This is a genomic window from Ralstonia sp. SET104 (assembly GCF_003851545.1).
Taxonomy (GTDB): Bacteria; Pseudomonadota; Gammaproteobacteria; order Burkholderiales; family Burkholderiaceae; genus Ralstonia.
Genome location: NZ_BHVX01000002.1, coordinates 130,504 through 153,931, shown reverse-complemented (window position 1 = coordinate 153,931; position 23,428 = coordinate 130,504). Strand labels below are relative to the sequence as shown.

Annotated in this window: 18 protein-coding genes and 4 tRNA genes; 11 read left to right on the top strand and 11 right to left on the bottom strand. The window is 61.5% G+C overall.

Going from position 1 to position 23,428, the window contains the following annotated elements; genetic code table 11:
* Positions 1–209 precede the first annotated feature (209 nt).
* The 9 genes from trxA (at position 210) to PSUB009319_RS03305 (ending at position 10,682) form a co-directional block, all read left to right on the top strand.
* Positions 210–536, top strand: a complete 327-nt coding sequence (gene trxA / locus PSUB009319_RS03350; protein ID WP_004626253.1) for a thioredoxin TrxA — start codon at positions 210–212, stop codon at positions 534–536.
* Positions 537–734: 198 nt separating this feature from the next.
* Positions 735–1,997 (top strand): transcription termination factor Rho, encoded by a 1,263-nt coding sequence (gene rho / locus PSUB009319_RS03345; protein WP_004626250.1) that lies wholly within the window; start codon positions 735–737, stop codon positions 1,995–1,997.
* Positions 1,998–2,264: 267 nt separating this feature from the next.
* The gene (locus tag PSUB009319_RS03340; protein WP_124380841.1) at positions 2,265–3,638 is read left to right on the top strand and encodes a sigma-54 dependent transcriptional regulator; all 1,374 of its coding nucleotides are present in this window, start codon (positions 2,265–2,267) and stop codon (positions 3,636–3,638) included.
* 1,092 nt (positions 3,639–4,730) lie between these two features.
* A complete protein-coding gene (locus PSUB009319_RS03330) occupies positions 4,731–5,399 on the top strand; it encodes a response regulator transcription factor (protein ID WP_009238433.1) in 669 nt (222 codons plus the stop codon).
* Positions 5,400–5,460: 61 nt separating this feature from the next.
* Positions 5,461–6,324 (top strand): zinc-dependent peptidase, encoded by an 864-nt coding sequence (locus tag PSUB009319_RS03325; RefSeq protein WP_124380840.1) that lies wholly within the window; start codon positions 5,461–5,463, stop codon positions 6,322–6,324.
* Complete coding sequence (locus tag PSUB009319_RS03320; RefSeq protein ID WP_124380839.1) at positions 6,321–6,878, top strand: hypothetical protein; 558 nt, start codon at positions 6,321–6,323, stop codon at positions 6,876–6,878. Before PSUB009319_RS03325 ends, PSUB009319_RS03320 begins: the two co-directional genes overlap by 4 nt.
* A gap of 202 nt (positions 6,879–7,080) precedes the next feature.
* On the top strand, positions 7,081–7,341 hold the full coding sequence (locus PSUB009319_RS03315) for a type B 50S ribosomal protein L31 (RefSeq protein WP_124380838.1): 261 nt from the start codon (positions 7,081–7,083) through the stop codon (positions 7,339–7,341).
* A 183-nt stretch (positions 7,342–7,524) separates the two neighbouring features.
* Positions 7,525–9,315, top strand: coding sequence for a glycosyltransferase family 39 protein (locus PSUB009319_RS03310; protein ID WP_124380837.1), 1,791 nt, complete (start codon positions 7,525–7,527; stop codon positions 9,313–9,315).
* Between the two features lie 20 nt (positions 9,316–9,335).
* Positions 9,336–10,682 (top strand): MATE family efflux transporter, encoded by a 1,347-nt coding sequence (locus PSUB009319_RS03305; RefSeq protein ID WP_124380836.1) that lies wholly within the window; start codon positions 9,336–9,338, stop codon positions 10,680–10,682.
* Positions 10,683–10,786: 104 nt separating this feature from the next.
* Here the strand turns inward: PSUB009319_RS03305 and PSUB009319_RS03300 are convergent.
* The 4 genes from PSUB009319_RS03300 to gltX all read right to left on the bottom strand — a co-directional run bounded on the left by PSUB009319_RS03300 (position 10,787) and on the right by gltX (position 12,733).
* Positions 10,787–10,863: transfer RNA gene (locus PSUB009319_RS03300), tRNA-Asp, on the bottom strand.
* Between the two features lie 64 nt (positions 10,864–10,927).
* Positions 10,928–11,003, bottom strand: a tRNA-Glu gene (locus tag PSUB009319_RS03295).
* Positions 11,004–11,122: 119 nt separating this feature from the next.
* Positions 11,123–11,198 (bottom strand) — tRNA-Ala (locus PSUB009319_RS03290).
* 137 nt (positions 11,199–11,335) lie between these two features.
* Complete coding sequence (gene gltX / locus PSUB009319_RS03285) at positions 11,336–12,733, bottom strand: glutamate--tRNA ligase (protein ID WP_124380835.1); 1,398 nt, start codon at positions 12,731–12,733, stop codon at positions 11,336–11,338.
* Positions 12,734–12,926: 193 nt separating this feature from the next.
* On the opposite strand from gltX, the gene PSUB009319_RS03280 reads away from it, so the two are divergent.
* Complete coding sequence (locus tag PSUB009319_RS03280) at positions 12,927–13,883, top strand: patatin-like phospholipase family protein (RefSeq protein WP_124380834.1); 957 nt, start codon at positions 12,927–12,929, stop codon at positions 13,881–13,883.
* A 66-nt stretch (positions 13,884–13,949) separates the two neighbouring features.
* On the opposite strand, the gene PSUB009319_RS03275 is transcribed toward PSUB009319_RS03280, so the two are convergent.
* The 5 genes from PSUB009319_RS03275 to PSUB009319_RS03255 form a co-directional block, all read right to left on the bottom strand.
* Positions 13,950–14,597, bottom strand: a complete 648-nt coding sequence (locus tag PSUB009319_RS03275) for a C40 family peptidase (RefSeq protein WP_124380833.1) — start codon at positions 14,595–14,597, stop codon at positions 13,950–13,952.
* A gap of 241 nt (positions 14,598–14,838) precedes the next feature.
* Positions 14,839–16,494: an ABC transporter ATP-binding protein gene (locus PSUB009319_RS03270; protein ID WP_124380832.1), complete on the bottom strand. Its 1,656-nt coding sequence runs from the start codon at positions 16,492–16,494 to the stop codon at positions 14,839–14,841.
* Positions 16,491–17,615 carry an ABC transporter permease gene (locus tag PSUB009319_RS03265; RefSeq protein ID WP_124380831.1) on the bottom strand — a complete coding sequence of 375 codons (1,125 nt, stop codon included), beginning with the start codon at positions 17,613–17,615 and terminating at the stop codon, positions 16,491–16,493. Before PSUB009319_RS03265 ends, PSUB009319_RS03270 begins: the two co-directional genes overlap by 4 nt.
* Positions 17,616–17,626: 11 nt before the next feature.
* Positions 17,627–18,679 (bottom strand): microcin C ABC transporter permease YejB, encoded by a 1,053-nt coding sequence (locus PSUB009319_RS03260; RefSeq protein ID WP_124380830.1) that lies wholly within the window; start codon positions 18,677–18,679, stop codon positions 17,627–17,629.
* A gap of 16 nt (positions 18,680–18,695) precedes the next feature.
* Complete coding sequence (locus PSUB009319_RS03255; RefSeq protein WP_124380829.1) at positions 18,696–20,582, bottom strand: extracellular solute-binding protein; 1,887 nt, start codon at positions 20,580–20,582, stop codon at positions 18,696–18,698.
* 307 nt (positions 20,583–20,889) lie between these two features.
* On the opposite strand from PSUB009319_RS03255, the gene fabI reads away from it, so the two are divergent.
* Positions 20,890–21,684 carry an enoyl-ACP reductase FabI gene (gene fabI, locus PSUB009319_RS03250; protein WP_124380828.1) on the top strand — a complete coding sequence of 265 codons (795 nt, stop codon included), beginning with the start codon at positions 20,890–20,892 and terminating at the stop codon, positions 21,682–21,684.
* A 178-nt stretch (positions 21,685–21,862) separates the two neighbouring features.
* Here fabI and PSUB009319_RS03245 read toward each other — a convergent pair.
* Together PSUB009319_RS03245 and PSUB009319_RS03240 are read right to left on the bottom strand one after the other, a co-directional pair.
* Positions 21,863–21,956: transfer RNA gene (locus tag PSUB009319_RS03245), tRNA-Ser, on the bottom strand.
* A 139-nt stretch (positions 21,957–22,095) separates the two neighbouring features.
* A complete protein-coding gene (locus PSUB009319_RS03240; protein ID WP_124380827.1) occupies positions 22,096–23,346 on the bottom strand; it encodes an aspartate kinase in 1,251 nt (416 codons plus the stop codon).
* Positions 23,347–23,428: the final 82 nt, after the last annotated feature.

Below are 23,428 nucleotides of genomic sequence, written 5' to 3'. Positions count from 1 at the left end.
ACGTGGCGATAAACCGGAAGGCGAAGACCCGCGGCTATCGGCGTGATAGCCACAATCAACGGTTGGATCGGTTGAAAATGGAGGCGTCGGTACTATATCAGCAGCACCCGCGCCGACAGTGGTCCCAATACACGCCGGTTCGTGTAATCGTGTAATGTATGGGTTCGGCGCACGTCGCCAGCTTTTACGAAATAACAGAGGTTCCCGCCATGAGCGAACAGATCAAGTATGTGAGCGACGCGTCCTTCGAGGCAGACGTGCTCAAGTCCGACAAACCCGTGCTGGTCGATTTCTGGGCTGAATGGTGCGGTCCGTGCAAGATGATCGCCCCGATCCTGGACGAAGTTTCCAAGGACTACGGCGAGAAGGTGCAGATCGCCAAGATCAACGTCGATGAAAACCAGGGCGTGCCGGCCAAGTTCGGTATTCGCGGCATCCCGACGCTGATTTTGTTCAAGAACGGCGCTGTGGCCGCGCAGAAAGTTGGTGCATTGTCCAAGTCGCAACTGACTGCATTCCTGGACAGCCACCTGTAAGCCGTTTTTTAGGCTGCGCGCAACCCTTCGCGTCGCCCTCACGCACGCTGGCGCACTTCCGTCTGGAAGCTCGCCAGCGTTGTGCTAAGATTGCAGCCAATCTGTTTCTCCGAGCGTTCGCTCGACCTTTCCCCCTCCCCCCGTTTCTCCCTTTTTGAGCCTTGCTGCCCATTCGGGCCCTTCCCTCATCTTTCGTCTATGCATCTGACAGAACTGAAATCCTTGCACGTGTCCCAATTGCTGGAAATGGCGGGGCAGCTGGAGATCGATAACGCGCAGCGCATGCGCAAACAGGAATTGATGTTTGCCATCTTGAAAAAGAAGGCGAAACAGGGGGAAACGATTTTCGGTGACGGCACGCTTGAAGTGCTGCCCGATGGCTTCGGTTTTCTGCGCTCGCCGGAAACCTCGTATCTGGCCAGCACCGACGACATCTATATCAGCCCGTCGCAGATCCGCCGCTTCAATCTGCACACCGGTGACACGATTGAAGGCGAAGTCCGCACGCCCAAGGATGGTGAGCGCTACTTCGCGCTGGTCAAGGTCGACAAAGTCAACACCCAGCCTCCTGAAGCGGTCAAGAACCGCATCATGTTCGAGAACCTGACGCCGCTGCACCCGAACAAGCCGCTCACGCTCGAACGCGACATCAAGGCTGAAGAAAACATCACCGGCCGCATCATCGACATGATTGCCCCGATCGGCCGCGGCCAGCGCGCACTGCTGGTGGCGTCGCCCAAATCGGGCAAGACCGTGATGCTGCAGCACATTGCGCACGCCATCGCGACCAACCATCCGGAAGCCGAGCTGTTCGTGCTGCTGATCGACGAGCGGCCGGAAGAAGTGACGGAAATGCAGCGTACCGTGCGCGGCGAAGTGGTGGCATCAACGTTTGATGAACCGGCCGTGCGCCACGTGCAGGTGGCCGAAATGGTCATCGAAAAAGCCAAGCGTCTGGTCGAACTGAAGAAAGACGTGGTGATCGTGCTGGACTCGATCACGCGCCTGGCTCGCGCTTACAACACCGTGGTGCCAACCTCGGGCAAGGTGCTGACCGGTGGTGTGGACGCCAACGCGCTGCAACGTCCGAAGCGCTTCTTCGGCGCCGCGCGCAACCTGGAAGAAGGTGGTTCGCTGACTATCATCGGTACGGCGCTGATCGAAACCGGCAGCCGCATGGACGACGTGATCTACGAAGAATTCAAGGGCACCGGCAACATGGAAGTGCACTTGGAGCGTCGCCTTGCCGAGAAGCGCGTCTACCCCGCCATCAACCTGAACAAATCGGGCACGCGCCGCGAAGAACTGCTGATCAAGCCGGATATCCTGCAGAAGGTGTGGATCCTGCGCAAGTTCATCCATGACATGGATGAAGTCGAGGCGATGGAATTCCTGCTCGACAAACTCAAGACAACGAAAAACAACGCCGAGTTCTTTGACATGATGCGGCGCGGCGGCTAAGTCTCCCGCCCGTACCCCGAGAAGCGCACCCACTGTGGTGCGCTTTTTTATTGCTGCGTCAACTGCCGGTTGTTGCACCGGATTTTGACGGCAGCCTCATGAAATCCGCTAGTTCATTTGCATTACAGTCCGCCCGCGCAACCGTTTGCTTCCATCGTCCTAAAACGTCATCGCAAAAGAGAAACCCGGCAACCATACTGCAAGCCTGCCTTGGCCGAGCCGCCTCGCGCAATGAATGAACCACACCAAAAATCGAACGGGGAAACCATGCGCGAAGAGTCACTGGAATGTACTACCGCGTGCCGAACCGTCGTCGTGGCGTCACGCGCAGGGATGAAGGAGATCGACGAGACGATTCTGGGCGCGGACTGGCACGTGCGACGCGTCACGTCGATGCGTGAACTGGGCTGCGCCATCCGCGATGGTGTTCCCAAAGCGGGGTTGGTCGATTTCAGCAGCGCTTTCTCGGCTGCGGAGCTGGATCTGCTTGAGCGCTGCATGCAAGTGCCGCATGTGGGATGGGTAGCTGCGCTGCCGCCGGCCATGCTGAACCATGACCGTGTGCGCCAGCTTGTGCGCGATTACTGCGTCGACTACGTGCAGATGCCGCTGCGTATGGACGAGGCTGCCTACTCGCTGCGTCATGCCTGGGGCATGGCCTCGCTTGCGCAGCAAAGCACGCCGGCGCCCAAGGCCAATCATGCGCGCATGCTGGGCGAGTGCCCCGCCATGCATGGCCTTTTCCGCGCCATCCGCAAGGTCGCGCAGAACAGCGCACCGGCCTTCATCGCAGGCGAATCCGGCACCGGCAAGGAACTGACCGCCCAGGCCATTCACGAAGCCTCGTCGCGCGCCGGGGGGCCGTTCATCGCCATCAATTGCGGGGCGATTCCGCCGCACCTGATCCAGTCGGAATTGTTCGGCTATGAAAAGGGCGCGTTTACCGGCGCGCATCAGCGTCATATCGGCTGGGTCGAGCACGCCAATGGCGGCACGCTGTTCCTCGATGAAATCGGCGACCTGCCGCTGGAGAGTCAGGTCAGTCTGCTGCGCTTCTTGCAGCAAGGCACGATCACCCGGCTGGGCGGACATCAAGCGATTCCGCTGGACATCCGCATCATCTCGGCAACGCACGTGGATCTGGAAGCTGCGCAGCTCCACGGCGGATTCCGTACCGACCTGTTTCATCGACTGTGCGTGCTGACCTTGTCGGTGCCGCCGCTACGCGAGCGCGGCAGCGACATCGTGCTGCTCGCCGAGCACATCCTGGCCCAGCACGCCAGCGAAGCGTCGCACCGCATCCGCGGTTTCACGCCTTGCGCGCTCCACGCGATGATGCATTACCCGTGGCCGGGCAACGTGCGCGAGCTCATCAACCGTGTGCGCCGCGCGCTGGTCATGACCGACAACCGCAAAATCTCCGCCGCCGATCTGCATCTCGAAGGCTACGCGTCCGTGTTGGGGCAGACGCTGGAAGAGGCACGCGAAGGCGCCGAATCGGACGCCATTCGCACGGCCATCGCCCGCAACGGCTTTCACATGGGCATGACGGCGCGTGAGCTGGCGGTGTCGCGCGTGACGCTGTACCGGCTGATGCAGAAGCACGGTATTCGGGCTGAGCATCCGCTGCACCCGGCCTGAGTCTGATCGCATTGGTTTCATTCCAGACGGCGGCGGGCCGTAGCTTGGACGCTGCGCCCTTCCTTCGACATTCAATTCGTTCCCTGCTTGGTTCAATGCGCTGAGCTGAGTTTAGCTGTGGGCATCCTGATAAACCGGGGGCGCCAGCGCGGCAAACGCAGTCCGGTTGGCTTGCATGGGGATCCTTTCAGGATGGCTACTAAGAAAAGAGTGCCCGCCGGGGGACGGAGCACGAAACCGTTGAACAATCGTCATGTCGTCCCGCGCCGCGCACGTTGCGAACGCGCCACATTTTGGTGCATGCATCGTCGTATGACGGAGGCGCGGCTCTTGGCATCCACGTGTGGCGACCGGCATAACGGGAGCACACCCCACTTCCGTGGGGATTGCGCCAGCCCCGTTGCCTTTGGATTGTTAAGCCACGCATGCGACGTACTCAGTTCGCCGTCCGATAGCACGGACACGACAGAACCGGTGGATGGATCGAATGCGCGGGTGGGAACAAGACCGAAGGTGAGTCGCGCCGGCAACGCATCGGCGAGAACACTTCGAAGGGCGACCAGCAGCGTGATTGCACGCCGCACGATGAGGCCGCCGTCTACTGCGAGCGCGGACACCATAACGACCATGGCCGCGCGGTTCGCAACCACTCCGGTCTTCTCGACCGTCCACCTGAACGGCAAACGTCGAGCACAGCGCTGCGCGATTGTCGGCATGGCTCGCCCCTCCCCGACGGGAACAGAGCGACATCCATGCCATGACGGCTAATACCTTGTTTTAACGGGATATTTTTCACACGGAGAACCAACAAGCCCGGCATACCATGCGATTTTTGTGTCGCGACTGAAACAGCCGTCGCCATAAAAACCGCTGTGATCGGGCGCGGGCTTTCCGGTGGGCGAATTGCGCGCCCTGGCAAACGCTGGGCTACAGTAGGCAGGACGCGGCAATGAGGGTCCCGAGGCATGGCCGTGGCGGCTGTCATTTTTGACTTCCGCCACTAAAATGATTCGGAACGGGGGTCTGCTCCGGCCTGTATCTCGCCTGGGCGACAAGGATGTTCGCAAGATCGGTAACAGGTCGAGAACAACGATGAACACTGTTTTGATCGAAGCCCATCCGTTGGTGCGTACGGGCATTGCGCACCTGCTACGGACGCTCAAGGGCGTCACTGGCGTCACGGTCGTCGAGCCAGACGAGGGGATGTTCGACGCCATCGAAACCAATGCTGACGCCGGTCTTCTTGTGATCGGCCTGCCGTTGCCGCATCTCGATGAGCTGTCGGCCATCGGCGAGATCATGCATCGGCCGCACGCCCGTCACGTGGTTGTGCTGGCTGAATCCGAGTCTCCTGACATCATCCGCACGCTCATGCAGATGGGCTTGTCGGGCTACACGCTCAAGCATTCGCCGGGCGAGGTCATCGCGGCTTCGCTGGAGCTGGTGCTGGTGGGCGGGCAATACATTCCGGCCAGCGCCCTGCTGCCGGAATCGCGCCTGGACGGCGCGCCAAACCCGGCGCTTGCCGGCGATCCGCAGACCGACCCCAAGCTGCTTGGCATTACGCCACGGCAGTACGAAATTCTGGTGCTGCTCTCGCGCGGGCATCCGGTCAAGACCATCAGCCGCATGCTGAACATCTCCGAGGCGACAGCCAAGGCGCATATCAGCACACTGTATCGGCGACTGAAAGTCCGCAGCCGCACCGAGGCCGTGTACGTCGCCAATCAGCGCGGCGCGCGGTTGCTGTCGGTCGCCTGATCCCTCACCAGGGCGAAAGCGCGCCGCAAAGCCAGGGGGTCGCGGCCGATATACTGGACGCATGCTTTCGTCCGTCCTCCGCTGGTTCTCCGGCCGCGCACGCACGCGGCGCCTGACGCGTTACGCCATCTCCGACGTGCTGTGGTCACGCACGCTCGACGGCCTGCCATTCCTGCTCGACTGGCCCAACACCGACCTCGCGCGCCTGCGTGAAACAGCCACGCTGTTTATTGCTGAAAAGGAATTCACGACCGCGCATGATCTGCCGCTCACCGACGACATGGTGATCAACATTGCCGTGCAAGCCAGCGTGCCGATTCTGGAGCTTGGCATTGCGTGGTACGGCGGATGGCGCGGCGTGGTGATCTACCCCGGCGAGTTCGTCATCCGCAAAGAAGTCATGGACGAAGACGGCGTTGTGCACGACGTGCGCGAAGAAGCCGCCGGCGAGGCGTGGGAACACGGCCCCGTCATCCTCTCGTGGCAGGACATCGAACTCGGCGTGTTGGCTGAGCCGGGCGCGCAGCCGTACAACGTGGTCGTGCACGAGTTCGCGCATAAGCTCGACATGCTCAATGGTGAATCGGACGGCATCCCGGCGTTCTCGTCGCGCCTGCACGCCAATGTTGACCGAGCGCAATGGGCCAACGATCTCTACGCTGAATACGATGCCTTCGCCGATCGTTGCGGCCAGGTGCCTGAACGCCGGTGGGGCGACGATCCGATCCTCTCGCTACTTGATCCCTACGGCGCGCAACATCCGGCAGAATTCTTTGCGGTGGCCTCCGAGGTATTCTTTGTCGAACCGCAGGCACTGCTTGAGACGCTGCCATTGTTGTATGCGCTCCTGCAGGCCTTTTACCTGCAAGACCCGGCACGGCGCGTGCTGCAGGCTGAGCAACGCCAGGAGGGGTTCCTGTCATGACGATCCGCCAAACGCTTCATGCAACGCTGCTCGGTTGTTGCCTCGCTACGGGCACAGCGTGGGCGCAACCAGCCATGCCTGTGGTCCTCAGCGTAACTGCGCAATTCGATGGGCAATCGGAAACCAAACGCGTCACGCTATCGACCGACTCGGCCGCCACGGGCCAGCATGTCGCGCTGCTCGAACACACCCATACATATGACGTTGGCGGTTCGATGCCACGCAAAGAATGGGAGGAGCGCTTCGCCGCCGGCCTGCCCGACGACACAATCCCGCTTGGCTGCGACACCACCACGTGCCAGTTCATGCGCCACCGCTGGGCCAAGACCGGCGTGGACGTCACCCTGCGGCCGATGATCGTGTCGGGCGAATTCCAGACGCTTTCCATCGGCGTAACACTGCACCGATTCCAGCCCTCACCCGACGCCGAAGCCCCGGCCCGCGTCGACACTTGGACGCGCAATCTCGATACCTCGTTGCGCGTTGGCGACACGCGCAGCATGGATCTGGACGGCCAGGGCGTGCTCACAATCGAGCGTCTCGCCAAACCTTGATCAAAATAAGCCCTGCAAGTCACTTTTCGATATGCTGGGGCGACGGATTTTGGGGTAAGCGCGTTGCCCAAGCCTTTGTTTCTCTGGCATAATCCTCGTTTCTCCACCCGGCAAGTGATTCGATGGCTGGTCGCACGGTGCTCCTGCCATGTGAGCACCTGAAGCGCGCCGCGAATTGGCTACCTCTACCCCAGGGCCCATCATGAAAGAAGGCATTCACCCGAATTACCGCGAAGTCGTGTTCCAGGACATGTCCAGCGACTTCAAGTTCATCACCCGCTCGACAATCCAGACGAAGGAAATGATCACGCTGGACGGCAAGGAATACCCGCTGGCCAAGATCGAAGTCTCGTCCGAATCGCACCCGTTCTACACGGGCCAGCAAAAGGTTCTGGACACGGCCGGCCGCGTCGAAAAGTTCCGCCAGAAGTTCGGCAGCAAGGTCGGCAAGGCTGCCAAGTAATACCGGCGCCGGAGACGGCTCAGCGCATGACCCGTGCAGTGCAGACCCGTCCCACTGAAAAAAAAGGCAGCTCCGGCTGCCTTTTTTGTTTCTCGGCAAATTAGCGGGCTTTTGCTCTGGCCCCTCTTCACGATCCGCACGTCGCTGTGCAACCCTGACTGGGCTCGCCCGGTCTGACACTCGATGAACACCACCCGCGTCTCGCGCATCCGCCTGACTGCCGCCGCCACCCGCGAGCTGCCGCGTTGGCTGCTGCTCGCCATCTGCGCGATCTACGGCCTGTCGGGCTTGTTCTCGCGCGACCCATGGAAAAACGAAGACGCCGCCGGCTTCGGCGCGATGTGGACGCTGGCCACCGGCAACGCGCAAGACTGGTTGATGCCGAACATCGTCGGGCGTCCGGTCGTGCAATCGGGGCCGCTGGTGTTCTGGATTGGTGGCGCGTTCATTCGCCTGTTCGGACAATGGCTGGGCCCGGCGGATGCATCGCGTCTGGCAACCGCCCTCTTCTTTTTCGTCACCAGCGCATGCATCTGGTATGGCGCTTACCTGCTTGGCCGCCGCGCGGAGGTTCAACCGTTTGAGTTCGTCTTCGGCGGCCAGCCAAATACGCGTGACTACGGCCGTACGCTGGCCGATGGCGCACTGCTGATCTTCCTCGCCTGCGTGGGCTTGGCGCAGCGCGGCCACGAGACGACGCCGCTGGTCGGGGCGCTGTGTTTCGTGGCAGTCGCGGTGTACGGCCTGATCCGCGCGCTGGACAAACCGGTGCACGGCAGCTTCATCTACGGCATCGGCATCGGCTGTCTGGCATTGGCGGGCGGGCCAATCCTGCCACTGGCCATTACGGTGGCCGTGCTGATCACTGCGCACGCCACGCGCGTGCTGCCGCTGCGTCCGCTGCTGACGGTGGCGCTGCCGGTGTCACTCGTGCTGGGCTGGTCGTGGCCGGCGATGGCTTACTTGCTGGCAAATAATCCGACCGACGCCGTGACCTATGTCCGCGAGTGGGCGCGTTTTGATCGCCGCCAATACGCGGGCCCAACCGGCCACTCGCTTGGTTTTGTCGCACGCAACCTGCCACTGTTCGCCTGGCCGGTCTGGCCGCTGGCCGCATGGGCCTGGAAGAGCTGGGGAGGCATGCGCACCGCTCCGCATATCGCATTGCCGCTGGCCTTCCTGCTGCCTCAGTTGACCCTGCTGCTGATGCAACCCCACCCCGGCGACGATGGCTTCCTGCTGCTGATTCCGCCGATGGCCGTGATGGCCACCTTCGCGCTGCCGACCCTCAAGCGCGGCGCGATCAGCGCGATCGACTGGTTTGCGCTGCTGGCCTTCACCATCCTGGGCGGCACGCTATGGCTGCTGTGGATCGCCAAGATGACGGGCTTTCCGCCTCAACTTGCGCGTAACGTGTACCGCATCGTGCCGGGCTATCGCCCCGAGTTCAGCTGGACTGCGCTGGCTTGTGCGCTGTTGGTGACCGCGGCGTGGGTGCTCATCGTCGTCTGGCGCACGTCGCGCGCGCCCAAGGCCATCTGGCGCGCGGTGGTCATCTCGGCCGCCGGCACCACGCTGATGTGGGTGCTGATGATGACGCTGTGGCTGCCCACCATCAACTACGCCAAAACGTATCGCGACGTCGCGCAGTCGGCCGCGCTGGCGCTGCCCCGTACTTACACATGCGTGCAGCCGATCCGCATGGGCGATGCACAGCTTGCCTCGTTCGCATACTTCGGCCACATCCGCTTTGGCAGTGCTGAAGACAATTGTGACATCCTGCTGCGCCACGACCCGTACGATTACGGCGCACCGACGAGCGTCTCCAACTACGAATGGCGCCTGATCTGGGAAGGCCGTCGCCCGGCTGACCGCGACGAGCACTTCCGCATGTACCGCCTGACGGAAGCCGCCGCCGCCGCGCATCCGCCACCCACCCCGACAACCACGCACCGACGCAAGCTGCGCCAATAACGTCTTCGGTAGCACCCCACATGTTTGTCGCCGACATCCGCCGCATTACCGCGCTGGCCTGGCCGGTACTCATCGGCCAGTTGGCTGTGGTCGCCTTCGGTGTGCTCGATACAGCGATGGCCGGTCGCGCCTCTGCGGCAGACCTCGCGGCAATCGGGCTGGGCGGGTCGATCTACGTGACGGTGTACATCAGCCTGATGGGCGTGCTACAGGCGCTCTCGCCCATCGCCGGGCAACTTTATGGCGCGCAGAAGCACGCGGAGATCGGCGAAGAAGTGCGACAGGCTGTTTGGCTCGGGATCGCACTCGCGGCAATCGGCATGCTGATCCTCTGGTTCCCCACCCCGCTGCTGCAACTGGCAGACGCAACGCCAGAACTCACAGAGAAAGCCACCGCCTATCTGCGCTATGAAGCGCTCGCGTTGCCCGCAGCGCTCGGCTTCCGGATCTACTCCGCGCTGAACAACGCGCTGTCCCGCCCGGTGATGGTGACCATGCTGCAGCTTGGCGGCCTTGTCATCAAGTTTCCGCTCAACGCACTGTTCCTCTACGGCGGCATGGGCATCCCGGCGATGGGCGGCCCGGGCTGCGCACTCGCCTCGATGATCATCAGCTGGCTCTGGTTTGTGGCTGCGGCCGCAATCTTGATGCGCAATCCGGCTTACAAGCCGCTCGCGATTTTCACGCATTACTCGCCGCCCAACGGGGCACGGCTGCGGGCATTGGTGCGCCTCGGTGTGCCAATGGGCTTCACCTACCTCATTGAGATCACGTCGTTCACACTGATGGCGATCTTCATCGCACGCCTGGGTACAGTCGTACTGGCCGGGCACCAGATTGCTGCCAACCTGGGTGCGGTGGCGTACATGGTGCCACTGTCTCTGTCGATCGCGACGTCAACGCTGGCAGCGCAATCAATCGGCGCGCGAGATCGTATAGCAGCCCGGCGCCTTTCGCTAAACGGCATCAAGTTGGCGGTGGCGTGCGCAGCCATCGTCGGCGCGGCCGTGTTGCTCTTACGACGCGAGCTGGTCAGCCTCTACACACACGATGCAGCGGTGTTGACCATTGCAGTACCGCTATTGCCCTTTATCGCGTTCTACCAGATGTTCGACGCGCTGCAGGTCATGGCAGCGTTCATCCTGCGCGCGTACAAGATTGCACTGATCCCGACCGTCATCTATGCGCTGTCGCTGTGGGGCGTGGGCCTGGGCGGCGGCTATGTGCTCGGGTTTGGGCTGCTAGGCGACACTGCCATGGCGCTGCGCGGCGCAGCCGGCTTCTGGACGGCCAATGGACTCAGTTTGATGGTGGCTGGTGCGCTGCTGGTCGGCTATTTCAATCGCGTAAGCCGCGCTGCTGATTAAAGCAAGCCATTTCCGCCAGCTTTAAAGCAGCATCAAACCCGATCGGCCTGAATTGAATTGAAAGCGCAAAAGAAAAAACCCGCTGCAAGCAGCGGGTTTTGATTTGGCGGAGCGGACGGGACTCGAACCCGCGACCCCCGGCGTGACAGGCCGGTATTCTAACCGACTGAACTACCGCTCCGTGTCGGTTGCAAAGCCAGCTAGAGACTGACTTTGCTAACGAGCTTCTGGTTAAGCTCTTGTTTTGGCGTCCCCTAGGGGATTCGAACCCCTGTACTCACCGTGAAAGGGTGATGTCCTAGGCCTCTAGACGAAGGGGACAGAAACTGTTTTGCAACGCTTTCTGTCTTACGCTGCGAAGTCCGCTACTATAACGAACTTCTTTGCGCTTTGGAAGCTTCTTTTCAAATTTATTTTTTGAACCGAATCTTCCGGCATTTTGGTGGAGCTAAGCGGGATCGAACCGCTGACCTCTTGCATGCCATGCAAGCGCTCTCCCAGCTGAGCTATAGCCCCGAAGTACTGCCTGGGTACTACCCGTTACTGCTTGCTTCTTACTGCATTTCGCTTCGTGTTGCAGCGAAAACAAGAGTATAGGGGAAGTGTTCAGCGCTTGGCAATACCCTTTCGCAAAAATTTTGGCGCCGCACACATCACGCCGCTAGACGGCGCAGAACAACGTCGCGGCCAAACAGTTCCAGCACCGCATCAATCGACGGGGTCTGCAGTTGCCCCGCCACAAGCAGGCGCACCGGCATCGCCAGTTTGGGCATCTTCCAGCCGTGCGCCGCGAGCACTTCCTTAAAGGCAGCACCGATGGCCTCGCGCTTCCACTCGGGCAATGCACCGAGCTTATCGGCCAGCGCGGCAATGCCCGGACGCACTTCATCGGTGAGGTGCTGTGCGGCGAGCTCCGGTTCGACAACCAGATCCGTGCGATAGAACAGCAGCGCGGTCTGTGCGACTTCACGCAGCGTGTTGGCGCGATCCTTCACCAGTGCGATCACGTCTGCCAGCACCGGGCCGCCATCAACCTTACCGCCCAGCTCTTCGATGAACGGCTTCACCAGACCCGCCAAGCGCACGTTGTCGGCCTGCTTGATGTAGTGGTTGTTCAGCCACGCGAGCTTCTCAGGGTTGTATTGCGCGGGCGACTTGCCCAGGTGCTCGAGGTCAAACCACTCGATGAACTGCTCACGGGAGAAGATTTCGGCGTCCCCGTGCGCCCAGCCCAGGCGGGCGAGGTAGTTGACGATGGCTTCGGGCAGGTAACCGGCATCACGGTAGCCGGTCACGGCCATCGCACCATGGCGTTTGCTCATCTTCTCGCCCTGCTCGTTGAGCACGGTCGGCAAGTGCGCGTAGACCGGCGGCGTACCGCCCAGCGCGCGCAGGATGTTGATCTGGCGCGGTGTGTTGTTGACGTGGTCATCCCCGCGAATCACGTGGGTGATCTGCATATCCATGTCGTCGACGACCACGCAGAAGTTGTACGTGGGTGTGCCGTCGGGGCGCGCGATGACGAGGTCATCGAGTTCATCGTTGGAGATTTCGATGCGGCCCTTCACGGCGTCATCCCACACGACGCTGCCGCCGATGGGATTCTTGAAGCGAATGACGGGCTGCACGCCGGCGGGCGGCGTCGGCAGAACCTTGCCGGGTGCGGGGCGCCAGGTGCCGTCGTAACGGGGTTTTTCGCCGCGCTCGCGTTGCGCTTCACGCAAGGCGTCGAGTTCTTCCGTGCTCATGTAGCACGGGTAGGCCAGTTCCTGCTGAACCATTTGCGCGACCACCGCGCGATAACGGTCCATGCGCTGCATCTGATAGAACGGACCTTCGTCGATGTTCATGTCCAGCCAGTCCATCGCTTCCAGGATCACGTCGACGGCTTCCTGGCTGGAGCGCTCCACATCGGTGTCTTCAATGCGCAGGACGAAGTCACCCTTCATCTTGCGCGCGAAGGCCCACGGATAAAGTGCCGAGCGGATATTGCCGAGGTGGATGAACCCCGTGGGGCTGGGAGCGAAACGAGTGCGGACGCGCTGTGTCATAGGAATGGCTGAACGAACAAGGCCGCATGATGAGATCCGGAGAGAATCGCGAGCGGCCTTTATCAAAACCGAAATTATAGCAACCGTGTCCTGCTCACTTGGCTGCCTTGCGCTGGAACTTTGGCACAATGGCGACCGGCCGCAGCGCACCTGAATGCAACTGCCCGACATACTGAACCGCCCCAACCTCCTCATGCAACGCCGCCTCTTCCTGGGTGCCGCCAGCGCCTCCGTGCTTTCCGCCTGTACCGTGACAGGCTTCTCGTCAGGCAAAACGGACACGGCCGCCACACCGCCCACAGCCGTTCTGCCGCCCACGGCCCAGCCCGCCACGCAACCCGTGCGCATCGGGCTGGCGCTCGGAGGCGGCGCCGCGCGCGGTTTTGCGCACATCGGCGTGATCAAGATGCTGGAAGCGCAAGGCATCCAGATCGACTTCATTACCGGCACGAGCGCCGGCAGTGTGGTGGCGGCGATCTACGCGTCGGGCATGTCGGGGCTGGAAATGAATCGCATGGCGCTCAAGATGGACGAGGCCATGATCGCCGACTGGGCACTGCCGTTCGGCACTCGCTTCGGCGGCTGGCTCAAGGGCGAGGCACTGGAGAAATACATCAACCGCCTGGTCAAGCAGAAAACCATCGAGCAGATGCACATTCCGCTGGGCATCGTGGCAACCGATCTGGCAAGCGGCAAGCCGATTCTGTTCAGGCGCGGCAACACCGGCCAGGCGGTGCGTGCGTCGTGCAGCATCCCGGGCGTGTTCCAGCCGGTGACGATCAGCGGCCGCCAATACGTGGACGGCGGCTTGGTGGCGCCCGTGCCTGTCACCTACGTCAAGCAGATGGGCGCAACCTTCGTGATTGCGGTGAATATTTCGGCAGACCCGTCCAACCAGGCGGTCTCGGGGCAGGCCAGCATGCTGCTGCAAACGACGGCCATCATGGGCCAGAGCATCAACAAGACGGAGTTGGCCCAAGCGGATGTGGTGATCACGCCGTCGCTGCCATTTGTGAAGGGCAGCGACTTTACAGCGCGCAACGAAGCGATCCTGGCTGGTGAACAGGCCGCCCAGGCCGCCATGCCGTTGCTGCGCGAGAAGCTGCATCTGACGCAGACCATCGTGGGCACCCCGCTGCCGCCGCGCTGACGCCTGTGTCAGCAGACAACAAAAAAGACCGCCGCGGCGGTCTTTTCTTTATGGAATGACAGCGAATCAACCGCCGTACATTGCCAGCGGCTTGCCGGCGGCATTCGGGTCAACGCGCTTGAGTTGCTCGACAAAGTTGTCGGCGCCGTCCTTGATTGCGGCACCGGAGCTGCCCTCGATGCGGCGGGCGCCGTTGTAGCGCGTCACCCAGTACGAGGCAGTCATGTCGTCCACGCGGATCTTGCTGCCCGTAGAGGGCGCGTGCACAAACTTGTTGTCCCCGATATAGATACCGACGTGCGAGAAAGTGTGGCGCATGGTGTTGAAGAACACCAGGTCGCCGGGGCGCAGCTCAGCCGTTTCGACGCTGGTGCCGACACGGCTCATTTCTACGGCGCGGCGCGGCAGCAGGAAACCGAAAGTGTCGTTAAAGACGTAGCGGACGAAGCCGCTGCAGTCGAGGCCAGATTCCGGCGTGTTGCCGCCGAAACGGTAACGCAAGCCGATCATGCCCAGGGCATTCATGACCACGTCGCCGGTCTTGCTCATCACGTTGGAGATGAGGCCAAGCTTGGCTTCGGGTTTGATGTCGGCGCGGACTTCCGTATCTTTGAAGACCGTATCAGCATGTACTGCATTCGACACGATCACGCCGCAGCCGATCACAACCCCTACCGCCAGGCGCGCCATGGAATGAAGTACGAAATGCTGCATTGGTTCTCCCTCGGAAACTCGTAATGATGCAGCCGGCATATACCGCTGCAAATGAGACCGGTCCGAATCTTGTTAAAACAATCTCGCAGGATGATAAAAGTGACACCTTGACTTGTCAAAGGTCGTTACAAATTCTCTGGAATCCACATGCAAATCAGGCACTTAGACATGACTTTAGATGCGCATTCTTACAAAAACAGCGCATCTAAACTGCTCTGATCTGGGGCGGAGCCTGCGGATTTTAGGGGTTATCCCGCGAAGGAACGAGCGAGGCGGCCGCCATCAGCTTGCAGGTGTAAGGGTGGGAGGGTGACGCCAACACAGCTTCAGTGTCGCCCTCTTCCACCACTTTCCCGTCCTTCATCACCACCACGCGATGTGACATCGCGCGGATGACGGCAAGGTCGTGGCTGATGAATAGATACGACAAGTTGTATTTTTTCTGAAGGGCTGACAGCAGCGAAAGCACCTGCTGCTGGATCGACACATCCAGTGCCGAGGTCGGCTCATCGAGCACCAGCAACTGCGGCTTGAGAATCAGCACGCGGGCAATGGCGACGCGCTGGCGCTGCCCACCCGAGAATTCGTGCGGATAGCGGCCCAACGCGGTGCGGTCGAGGCCAACCTCGCGCAGGGCCTCAAGCACGCGGTGGCGGCGCTCGGTGGGGTTGACGTGCGGTTGGTGCAGGGCGAGTCCCTCGCCGACGATCTCTTCGATCGTCATGCGCGGCGACAGTGAGCCGTATGGGTCCTGAAACACCACCTGCATGCGCGCGCGTACGGCACGGCGCTCCTCTCGGGAAATGCGCAGCAGCGAGTTGCCAAGGAAACGCAACTCACCACTCTTGGCCGCTTGCAGACCGAGCAGCGTTTGCGCCAGCGTCGTTTTGCCCGAGCCGGATTCCCCCACGATGCCAAGCGTTTCGCCTTCACGCAATTGCAGCGACACGGCATCGACCGCCGTAAACGGATCAGTCCGGAACCAGCCGGCAAACCCAGGGCGATGGCGTTCGTAGGTGACGGTCAACTTGTCGGCTTCGAGCAGCACGGGCGCGAGCGGCACCAGCGGCAGCACATCGCGCTGTGGGCGGCTTTCCAGCAAGCGCACGGTGTATGGGTGCTGAGGCGCGGTGAACACCGTGGCGGTATCACCGATTTCAACCAGCACGCCCCGCTCCATCACGCCCACGCGCTCGGCAAAGGCACGCACCATGTTCAGGTCGTGCGTGATCAGCATGATGGCCATACCGAACTCGGCCTGCAGCTCGCGCAGCAATTGCAGGATCTGCATGCGCACTGTCACGTCCAGCGCGGTGGTCGGCTCGTCGGCCAGCAGCAGCTTGGGCGAGCACGCGAGCGCCATGGCGATCATCGCGCGCTGACGCTGGCCACCGGAGAGCTGGTGTGGGAAGGCATCAAAACGGCGCGGCGCCTCGGCGATGCCGGTGCGCTCCAGCAACGCGATCGCCCGTGCCTTGGCGGCGCGCTTGTCCAGGCCTTCGTGCAGCTCCAATGTTTCGACGATCTGGTTGCCGATGGTGTACAGCGGGTTCAGCGCCGTCATCGGCTCCTGGAACACCATGGCGACATCCGCACCCCGCAGGCCACGCATCTCGCGCTCGCTGGCGGCCAGCAGGTCGCGGCCTTCAAGGAGGATGCGGCCGCTGTAGTGCGCATCCGCCAGCAGTCGCATGATCGACAGCGCGGTCACAGATTTACCGGAGCCCGACTCCCCCACCAGCGCGAAACGCTCACCGGCATGCAGGTCTAGCGAGACATGCTTGACGGCTTGGGTCGCCTCGCCGTGCTCGGATTCGAAATGCACGCACAGGTTATCCAGCTGCAGCAGAGGACCATCGTGCTTGGGCGCGGAGGAGCGCAAGTCAACGCGGGTCATTTCACCCCCGCTGGCTTTTGGCGCGTGCGCAACTGTGCGAACGACAAGCGCGTGTCGAAGGCGTCGCGCAACGCGTCGCCCATGAAAGTCAGCAGCACGAGGGTCAGCACGAGCACCACGAAGGTCGATAGCGAGATCCACCACGCATCCAGGTTGGCTTTGCCTTGCGCGAGCAACTCACCGAGGCTGGGTGTGGATGGCGGCACGCCCAGGCCAAGGAAATCAAGGCTGGTCAGCGCAAGAATGGCCGCGCTCATGCGGAATGGCAGAAACGTGATCACAGGCGTCAGGCTGTTGGGCATGATGTGACGCCACATGATCTGCCAGTTGGACAGCCCCATCGCCCGCGCGGCCTTCACGTAGTCGAGCGAGCGATTGCGGTAGAACTCGGCGCGCACGTAATCCGACAGGCTCATCCAGCCGAACAACGACAGCAGAATGATCAGCAGCCCGAGGCTGGGCGTGAAGATCGACGCGAAGATGATCAGCAGGTACAGCTCCGGCATCGAACTCCAGATTTCAATCAACCGTTGCGACACCATGTCGAAGCGCCCGCCAAAGAAACCCATCAGCGCGCCGGTCAGCGTGCCGACCAACACGCCGAGCACCGTAAGCGCCAGCCCGAACAGCACCGACACCCGGAAGCCATACAGCAGCCGCGCAAACACATCTCGTCCACGGTCATCAGTACCAAGCCAGTTCTCCGCCGACGGCGGCGCCGGGTTGGGCTCCTTCGAGAAGTAGTTCAGCGTCTCGTACGAATACGGATTGGGCGGATAGATCGCAAAGCTGCCCGGCGCCTTGAACTTGTCCCGAATGAACGGATCGAGGTAGTCGGTGGGCGTGGGGAAGTCGCCGCCGAAGGTCGTCTCGGGGTACGCCTTCACGATCGGGAAGTACCAGTTGCCGTGGTACTTGGCCACCAACGGGCGGTCATTGGAGATGCACTCGGCGCCAAGGCTGAGCACAAACAGCACGGCAAAGAGGATCAGGCTCCAGTAACCCAGCCGATGCTGCTTGAAGCGGCGCCACGCACGCTTGAGCGGCGAGGGCGAGTGACGCACCGCATGCGGTGCCGCCGTGTTGGACGAATGTGCAGAAGTGCGCGAATACTGGGTCATGATCACCGGCCCTATCGCCCGACCGAGCCGAAATGGATGCGCGGATCAACCAGCACGTAGCACACGTCGGAAATCAACCGCGCGGCCAGGCCGATCAGCGTGAACAGGTACAGCGTGCCAAGCACGACCGGATAGTCGCGCCGCATCACCGCCTCATACGACAGCAGTCCCATGCCATCGAGCGAAAACAATTGTTCGATCAGCAGCGACCCCGCGAAGAACGCGCCGATGAAGGCTGACGGGAAGCCCGTCACGAGCGGCAGCAGCGCGTTACGGAAGATGTGCTTCCACAGCACCCGCCGCTCCGACAAGCCCTTGCTGCGCGCGGTCAGCACGTACTGCTTGCGGATCTCTTCCAGGAACGCGTTCTTTGTCAGCATCGTGATCACGGCGAAGCTGCCCACCACCGAGGCCGTCACCGGCAAGGCGATGTGCCAGAGGTAATCCGTGATCTTGCCAAGCAGACTCAGTTGATCCCAGTTGTCGGACGTGATGCCCCGAATCGGAAACCACTGGAAGAATGTGCCGCCACCAAACAGCACCAGCAACAGCACGCCCAGCACGAACCCCGGGATGGCGTAACCGACCAGCACGATGATGCTCGTCACCAGATCAAACCGGCTGCCCGCCCGTACTGCCTTCGCAATGCCGAGCGGCACCGCTATCAAATACGTGAGGAAGAACGTCCACAACCCAATCGAAATCGATACCGGCAATTTCGACTTGATGAGATCCCACACGCTGCGGTGCTGGAAATAGCTCTCGCCCAAGTCAAAGCGGGCAAAGCGGCCCAGCATCAGAAAGTAACGCTCGACCGGGCTCTTGTCGAAGCCATACAACGCGCGAATTTCCTTGATTTTCTCGGGGTCGACACCGCGGCGGCCGCGATAGTCGAAAGCGCCACCACCACTGGCCTCGCCACCAGCGCCGCGCCCTTTCATCTCCATCATCATCTGTTCGACCGGGCCACCGGGCACGAACTGGATCACGACAAACGTGAGCGTGATCACGCCAATCAACGTCGGGATCAGGAGCAGCAGCCGTTTGATCAGGTACGCAAACATGGTGTCACCGATGCAGTCATTTGCCAGCTGATTGGGCGGATTCCGGCGTTCGCCACCAGGCCGTCAACACCCAGGTCTCAGCCGAGTAGTAATACGGCAGGCGATCCGGGTACATCAGGTTCTTGTTGTAAGCCACGCGATGCGAAGCCGAATACCAGTGCGGGATCACATAGCAGCCGTGCAGCAACACGCGGTCAAGCGTGCGGGAAGCGGTGACCAGCTCGTCGCGGTTGTCGGCGCGCAGCACATCGTCGATCAGCGCGTCCACGGCGGGCGACTTCAGGCCGATCACGTTGTCCGAGCCGGCCTCGTCAGCCGCTGCAGAACCAAAGCGATCCTTCAGTTCGTTGCCAGGGCTTTGCGAATCGGGAAAGCGCAGCGAGATCATGTCGAAATCGAACTCTTCCAACCGCTTTTGGTAAAGCGCGAAATCCGTCATGCGCTGGTTGACCTGGATACCGAGCTTCTCAAGGTTGCGCGCATATGCGGCCATGACGCGGCTCATGGCCCCGCCGTCATCGAGCATCTCGAAGACAAACGGCTCGTCCTTGCTGTTGCGTAACGCGCCGTCGGAGTATGTCCAACCCGCCTGGGCCAGCAGGCGACGCGCCTGGCGCAGGTTGTCGCGCAGTGAGCTGGGTGCATCCGTGGAAGGCGGCGCGGGCAATACGCCAAACACGTCCGGGTCAAGCTTGCTGCGCAACGGCTCCAGCAATGCCAGCTCGCCCTTGCCGGGCATGCCCGTGAGCGAATCCGACGCGGCCAGTTCGCTGTTGGCAAAGTAGCTGTCGAGGCGGCGATACGCACCGTAGAAAAGCTGGCGATTGAGCCATTCAAAATCGAGTGCCAGCGCCAGCGCCTTGCGCACCCGCAAGTCCTGGAACAACGGCCGCCGCAGGTTCATCACAAAGCCCTGCATGCCCGCGCCGTTGCGATGCGGGAATTCGCTCTTGATCAGTTCGCCGCTGCGGAACTTCACACCGACATAGCTCTTGGCCCAGTTCTTGGCGCGGTACTCGACCATGGCGTCGTACTCGCCGGCCTTGAAGGCTTCCAGGCGGGCGGTTTCGTCTTTGTAGAGCTTGTATTGGATGCGCTCGAAATTAAACGCGCCACGACGCACGTTCAGGTCACGGCCCCAGTAATCGGGGTTGCGGCGGAAGGTAATGCCGCGTGACGGATCAAAGCGATCGATCACGTACGGACCGCTGGCGATCGGGTCCTGGAAGGTGAGCTTGTCGAACGCGACATCCTTGCCACCGTCCGGGTCATCTGGCTTGCCGCTACCCTTGCCCCACTTTGGCGAGAACACTGGCAGCCCGCCGACAATCAGCGGCAGCTCCTTGTTCTTGCGCTTGAACTCGTAGCGGATGGTGCTGGTATCTACCGCCGTCACCTTGGCAACGTCAGCAGTCATGCTGCGGTAGGCCGGGCTCGCGCCCTTGCCCATCAGCATGTCGTACGAGTATTTGACGTCCGACGCGCGCACCCGGTCTCCATTGGAGAATCGCGCACGCGGGTTGATGTGGAACGTCACAGAAAGATCGTCGGGGGCGACCACCACATCATCGGCAAGCAGGCCGTAACCGCTGGCGGTTTCATCCCAGCTCGTGATCAGCAGGCTTTCAAAGACAAGCTGGTTCAGCCCCGGCGCAGACGTGCCCTTGATGGTGAACGGATTGAACTTGTCGAAGCTCGTGCGCCGATCAGGGTTGCCCAGCAGCAGCATGCCGCCAACGGGCGCCTTGGGGTTCAGGTAAGCAAAGTTGGAGAAACCTGCCGGGTATTTCAGATCGCCGTATTCGGCGTAACCGTGCGCCGCCCAGACGGGTGTCGCGCAGATAGCCGCCTGCAGGTAGGCCATCACCATCAATCGCTTGTGTGCAGCAACGCGCACGCTCATCGCGCCCCTCGCCCCCGTTGTCTTTGCATGCGTCGGTCCGATGATCGCTATGTGAAAAATTGTTTCTGACGATTCTAACGCCCTCACGCCGTATTCCCGTCAAATCCCGCCCGGGGATCGTCCCGCATTGACAAGGCCGACAGGCGTTGTGCGGCACTGCGCAAATGCAGAGTCGCCCCGCACTTTCCGGTATGATCGCGCCGACCTCATTACCTCGTGCCCGGATACCGCTGCTGCGTGAGCGCAGTGACGAGTGGCCACAGCAACATACGGGCGCGACGTAGCCTCACATTTGTATGGAGAAACCATGGGATTCCTCGCTGGCAAGCGCATTCTGATTACCGGCCTTCTGTCCAACCGCTCGATCGCCTACGGCATCGCCAACGCCTGCAAGCGCGAAGGCGCTGAACTGGCCTTCACCTACGTCGGCGAACGCTTCAAGGACCGCATTACCGAATTCGCCAACGAGTTCGATAGCAAGCTGGTGTTCGACTGCGACGTCGGCAGCGACGAACAGATCGCCAAGGTTTTTGAAGACCTGGGCCAGCACTGGAGCCACTTCGACGGCCTGGTGCACTCGATCGGCTTTGCGCCGCGCGAAGCGATTGCCGGCAACTTCATGGATGGCCTGTCGCGCGAGTCGTTCCGCATCGCGCACGACATCTCGGCGTACAGCTTTCCGGCTCTGGCCAAGGCCGCGCTGCCGATGCTCTCGCCTAATGCCTCGCTGCTCGCCCTGACCTACCTGGGTGCAGAGCGCATCGTGCCGAACTACAACACGATGGGTCTGGCCAAGGCCTCGCTGGAAGCCGGCGTGCGTTATCTGGCCGGCGCGCTAGGCCCGAAGGGGATCCGCGCCAATGGCATCTCGGCCGGCCCGATCAAAACGCTGGCGGCCTCGGGCATCAAGGATTTCGGCAAGCTGCTGAAGTACATGGAAGATGTCGCCCCGCTGCGCCGTAACGTCACGATCGAAGAGGTTGGTAACGTAGCTGCGTTCCTGCTGTCGGATCTGGCAAGCGGCGTGACCGGTGAAATCACTTACGTCGATTGCGGTTTCAACGTAACCGCAGGTGTGCCGGAGAGCGCTGGCCAAGACTGATGCGTTGATGCAGATGCACGCCATCCTCAATGGTGGCGTGCGCATCCGAAGCTCACAAAGAAAAAGCCCGCATGGCGCAAACCATGCGGGCTTTTTGACGTGCATTGCAATGCGAGCCGTCACGTCAGCTCGACTCGCATCCGCCTGTTAGATGCACTTCCCGCGAGAAGCGCCAAACTGGCGGAGACGGAGGGATTCGAACCCTCGATCCAGGTTTTGGCCCGGATGCTCCCTTAGCAGGGGAGTGCCTTCGACCTCTCGGCCACGTCTCCCAAACTTGCGCCGCACGAAGGAGCCCGTGCAACGAAGCGCGTATTCTAGCCACTTCACCCCACCCGGTCAACGACAACCGCATGACACGCGGTGAGAATGTGTGGCTCCGGATCGCCATCCGGCGGCCAGTTCAGTCCATTAGGCCTGATCCAGCTCGAACGCCTTGTGGAGCGCGCGCACGGCCAGCTCCATGTACTTCTCATCGATCAGCACCGAGATCTTGATTTCCGACGTGGAGATCATCTGGATGTTGATGCCTTCTTCCGACAGCGTGCGGAACATCTTGCTGGCGATGCCCACGTGCGAGCGCATACCCACACCCACCACCGACACCTTCGACACCTTCGGATCGCCCGACACGCTGGCCGCACCGATATGCGCCTTCACGCTGTCATTCAGGATCGCCAGGGCACGCTGGTATTCGCCGCGCGGCACGGTGAAGGTGAAATCCGTCTTGCCTTCGACCGACTGGTTCTGGATGATCATGTCGACGTCGATGTTGGCGTCGGCAACCGGGCCCAGAATCTGATACGCAATGCCGGGCTTGTCCGGCACACCAATGACGGTGATCTTGGCTTCGTCGCGGGCAAAGGCGATGCCGGAAATGGCGGCGGCTTCCATGTTCGAATCTTCCTCAAAAGTAATCAGCGTGCCCGAGTTCATCTCGACGTCGAGCGGCATCAGCGGATCGGTCAGCGACGACAGCACGCGGGTCTTCACACGGTACTTGCCGGCAAACTCCACCGAGCGAATCTGCAGCACCTTCGAGCCGAGGCTGGCCATTTCCAGCATCTCTTCGAAGGTGATCTTGTCCAGGCGGCGCGCATCGTCCACCACGCGCGGGTCGGTCGTGTATACGCCGTCGACGTCGGTGTAGATCAGGCATTCGTCGGCTTCGAGCGCGGCGGCAACTGCCACTGCCGAGGTATCCGAACCACCGCGGCCGAGCGTGGTGATATGGCCTTCGCTGTCGATACCCTGGAAGCCAGTGATGACGACCACGCGGCCAGCGTCGAGATCAGCGCGCACGCGTTCGTCGTCGATCGACTGAATGCGGGCCTTAGTGTAGGCGGAATCGGTCTTCACCGGAACTTGCCAGCCGGTGTAGCTGCGGGCGTCGATGCCTTCGGCATGCAGCGCGATGGCCAGCAGGCCCACGCTCACCTGCTCGCCGGTCGAGGCAATCATGTCGAGTTCACGCGGGTCGGGTTGGGCCGAAAGCTCTTTGGCCATACCCAGCAGGCGGTTGGTTTCGCCAGACATGGCCGACGGAACGACCACGATCTGGTGACCTGCACGGTGCCACTTGGCAACGCGCTTGGCGACATTCTTGATGCGTTCAACCGAACCCATCGAGGTGCCACCGTATTTGTGAACGATGAGAGCCATCTTGGAGAGATCAGGAGGAGGCGAAGCGGTGCAAAAGCTTTTGAAAATACAGTAATTTACATCGATCGGCAAGCATTCCGCC

What these genes read in the sequence shown, in the direction of transcription:
- PSUB009319_RS03320 (WP_124380839.1), top strand. Translation starts at nt 6,321, where the DNA reads ATGACGATCCGCCAAACGCTTCATGCAACGCTGCTCGGTTGTTGCCTC.
- PSUB009319_RS03280 (WP_124380834.1), top strand. Translation starts at nt 12,927, where the DNA reads ATGCAACGCCGCCTCTTCCTGGGTGCCGCCAGCGCCTCCGTGCTTTCC.
- fabI (WP_124380828.1), top strand. Translation starts at nt 20,890, where the DNA reads ATGGGATTCCTCGCTGGCAAGCGCATTCTGATTACCGGCCTTCTGTCC.
- PSUB009319_RS03325 (WP_124380840.1), top strand. Translation starts at nt 5,461, where the DNA reads ATGCTTTCGTCCGTCCTCCGCTGGTTCTCCGGCCGCGCACGCACGCGG.
- PSUB009319_RS03255 (WP_124380829.1), bottom strand. Translation starts at nt 20,582, where the DNA reads ATGAGCGTGCGCGTTGCTGCACACAAGCGATTGATGGTGATGGCCTAC.
- PSUB009319_RS03275 (WP_124380833.1), bottom strand. Translation starts at nt 14,597, where the DNA reads ATGCAGCATTTCGTACTTCATTCCATGGCGCGCCTGGCGGTAGGGGTT.
- PSUB009319_RS03270 (WP_124380832.1), bottom strand. Translation starts at nt 16,494, where the DNA reads ATGACCCGCGTTGACTTGCGCTCCTCCGCGCCCAAGCACGATGGTCCT.
- gltX (WP_124380835.1), bottom strand. Translation starts at nt 12,733, where the DNA reads ATGACACAGCGCGTCCGCACTCGTTTCGCTCCCAGCCCCACGGGGTTC.
- rho (WP_004626250.1), top strand. Translation starts at nt 735, where the DNA reads ATGCATCTGACAGAACTGAAATCCTTGCACGTGTCCCAATTGCTGGAA.
- PSUB009319_RS03310 (WP_124380837.1), top strand. Translation starts at nt 7,525, where the DNA reads ATGAACACCACCCGCGTCTCGCGCATCCGCCTGACTGCCGCCGCCACC.
- PSUB009319_RS03315 (WP_124380838.1), top strand. Translation starts at nt 7,081, where the DNA reads ATGAAAGAAGGCATTCACCCGAATTACCGCGAAGTCGTGTTCCAGGAC.
- PSUB009319_RS03330 (WP_009238433.1), top strand. Translation starts at nt 4,731, where the DNA reads ATGAACACTGTTTTGATCGAAGCCCATCCGTTGGTGCGTACGGGCATT.
- PSUB009319_RS03305 (WP_124380836.1), top strand. Translation starts at nt 9,336, where the DNA reads ATGTTTGTCGCCGACATCCGCCGCATTACCGCGCTGGCCTGGCCGGTA.
- PSUB009319_RS03340 (WP_124380841.1), top strand. Translation starts at nt 2,265, where the DNA reads ATGCGCGAAGAGTCACTGGAATGTACTACCGCGTGCCGAACCGTCGTC.
- PSUB009319_RS03240 (WP_124380827.1), bottom strand. Translation starts at nt 23,346, where the DNA reads ATGGCTCTCATCGTTCACAAATACGGTGGCACCTCGATGGGTTCGGTT.
- PSUB009319_RS03265 (WP_124380831.1), bottom strand. Translation starts at nt 17,615, where the DNA reads ATGACCCAGTATTCGCGCACTTCTGCACATTCGTCCAACACGGCGGCA.
- trxA (WP_004626253.1), top strand. Translation starts at nt 210, where the DNA reads ATGAGCGAACAGATCAAGTATGTGAGCGACGCGTCCTTCGAGGCAGAC.
- PSUB009319_RS03260 (WP_124380830.1), bottom strand. Translation starts at nt 18,679, where the DNA reads ATGTTTGCGTACCTGATCAAACGGCTGCTGCTCCTGATCCCGACGTTG.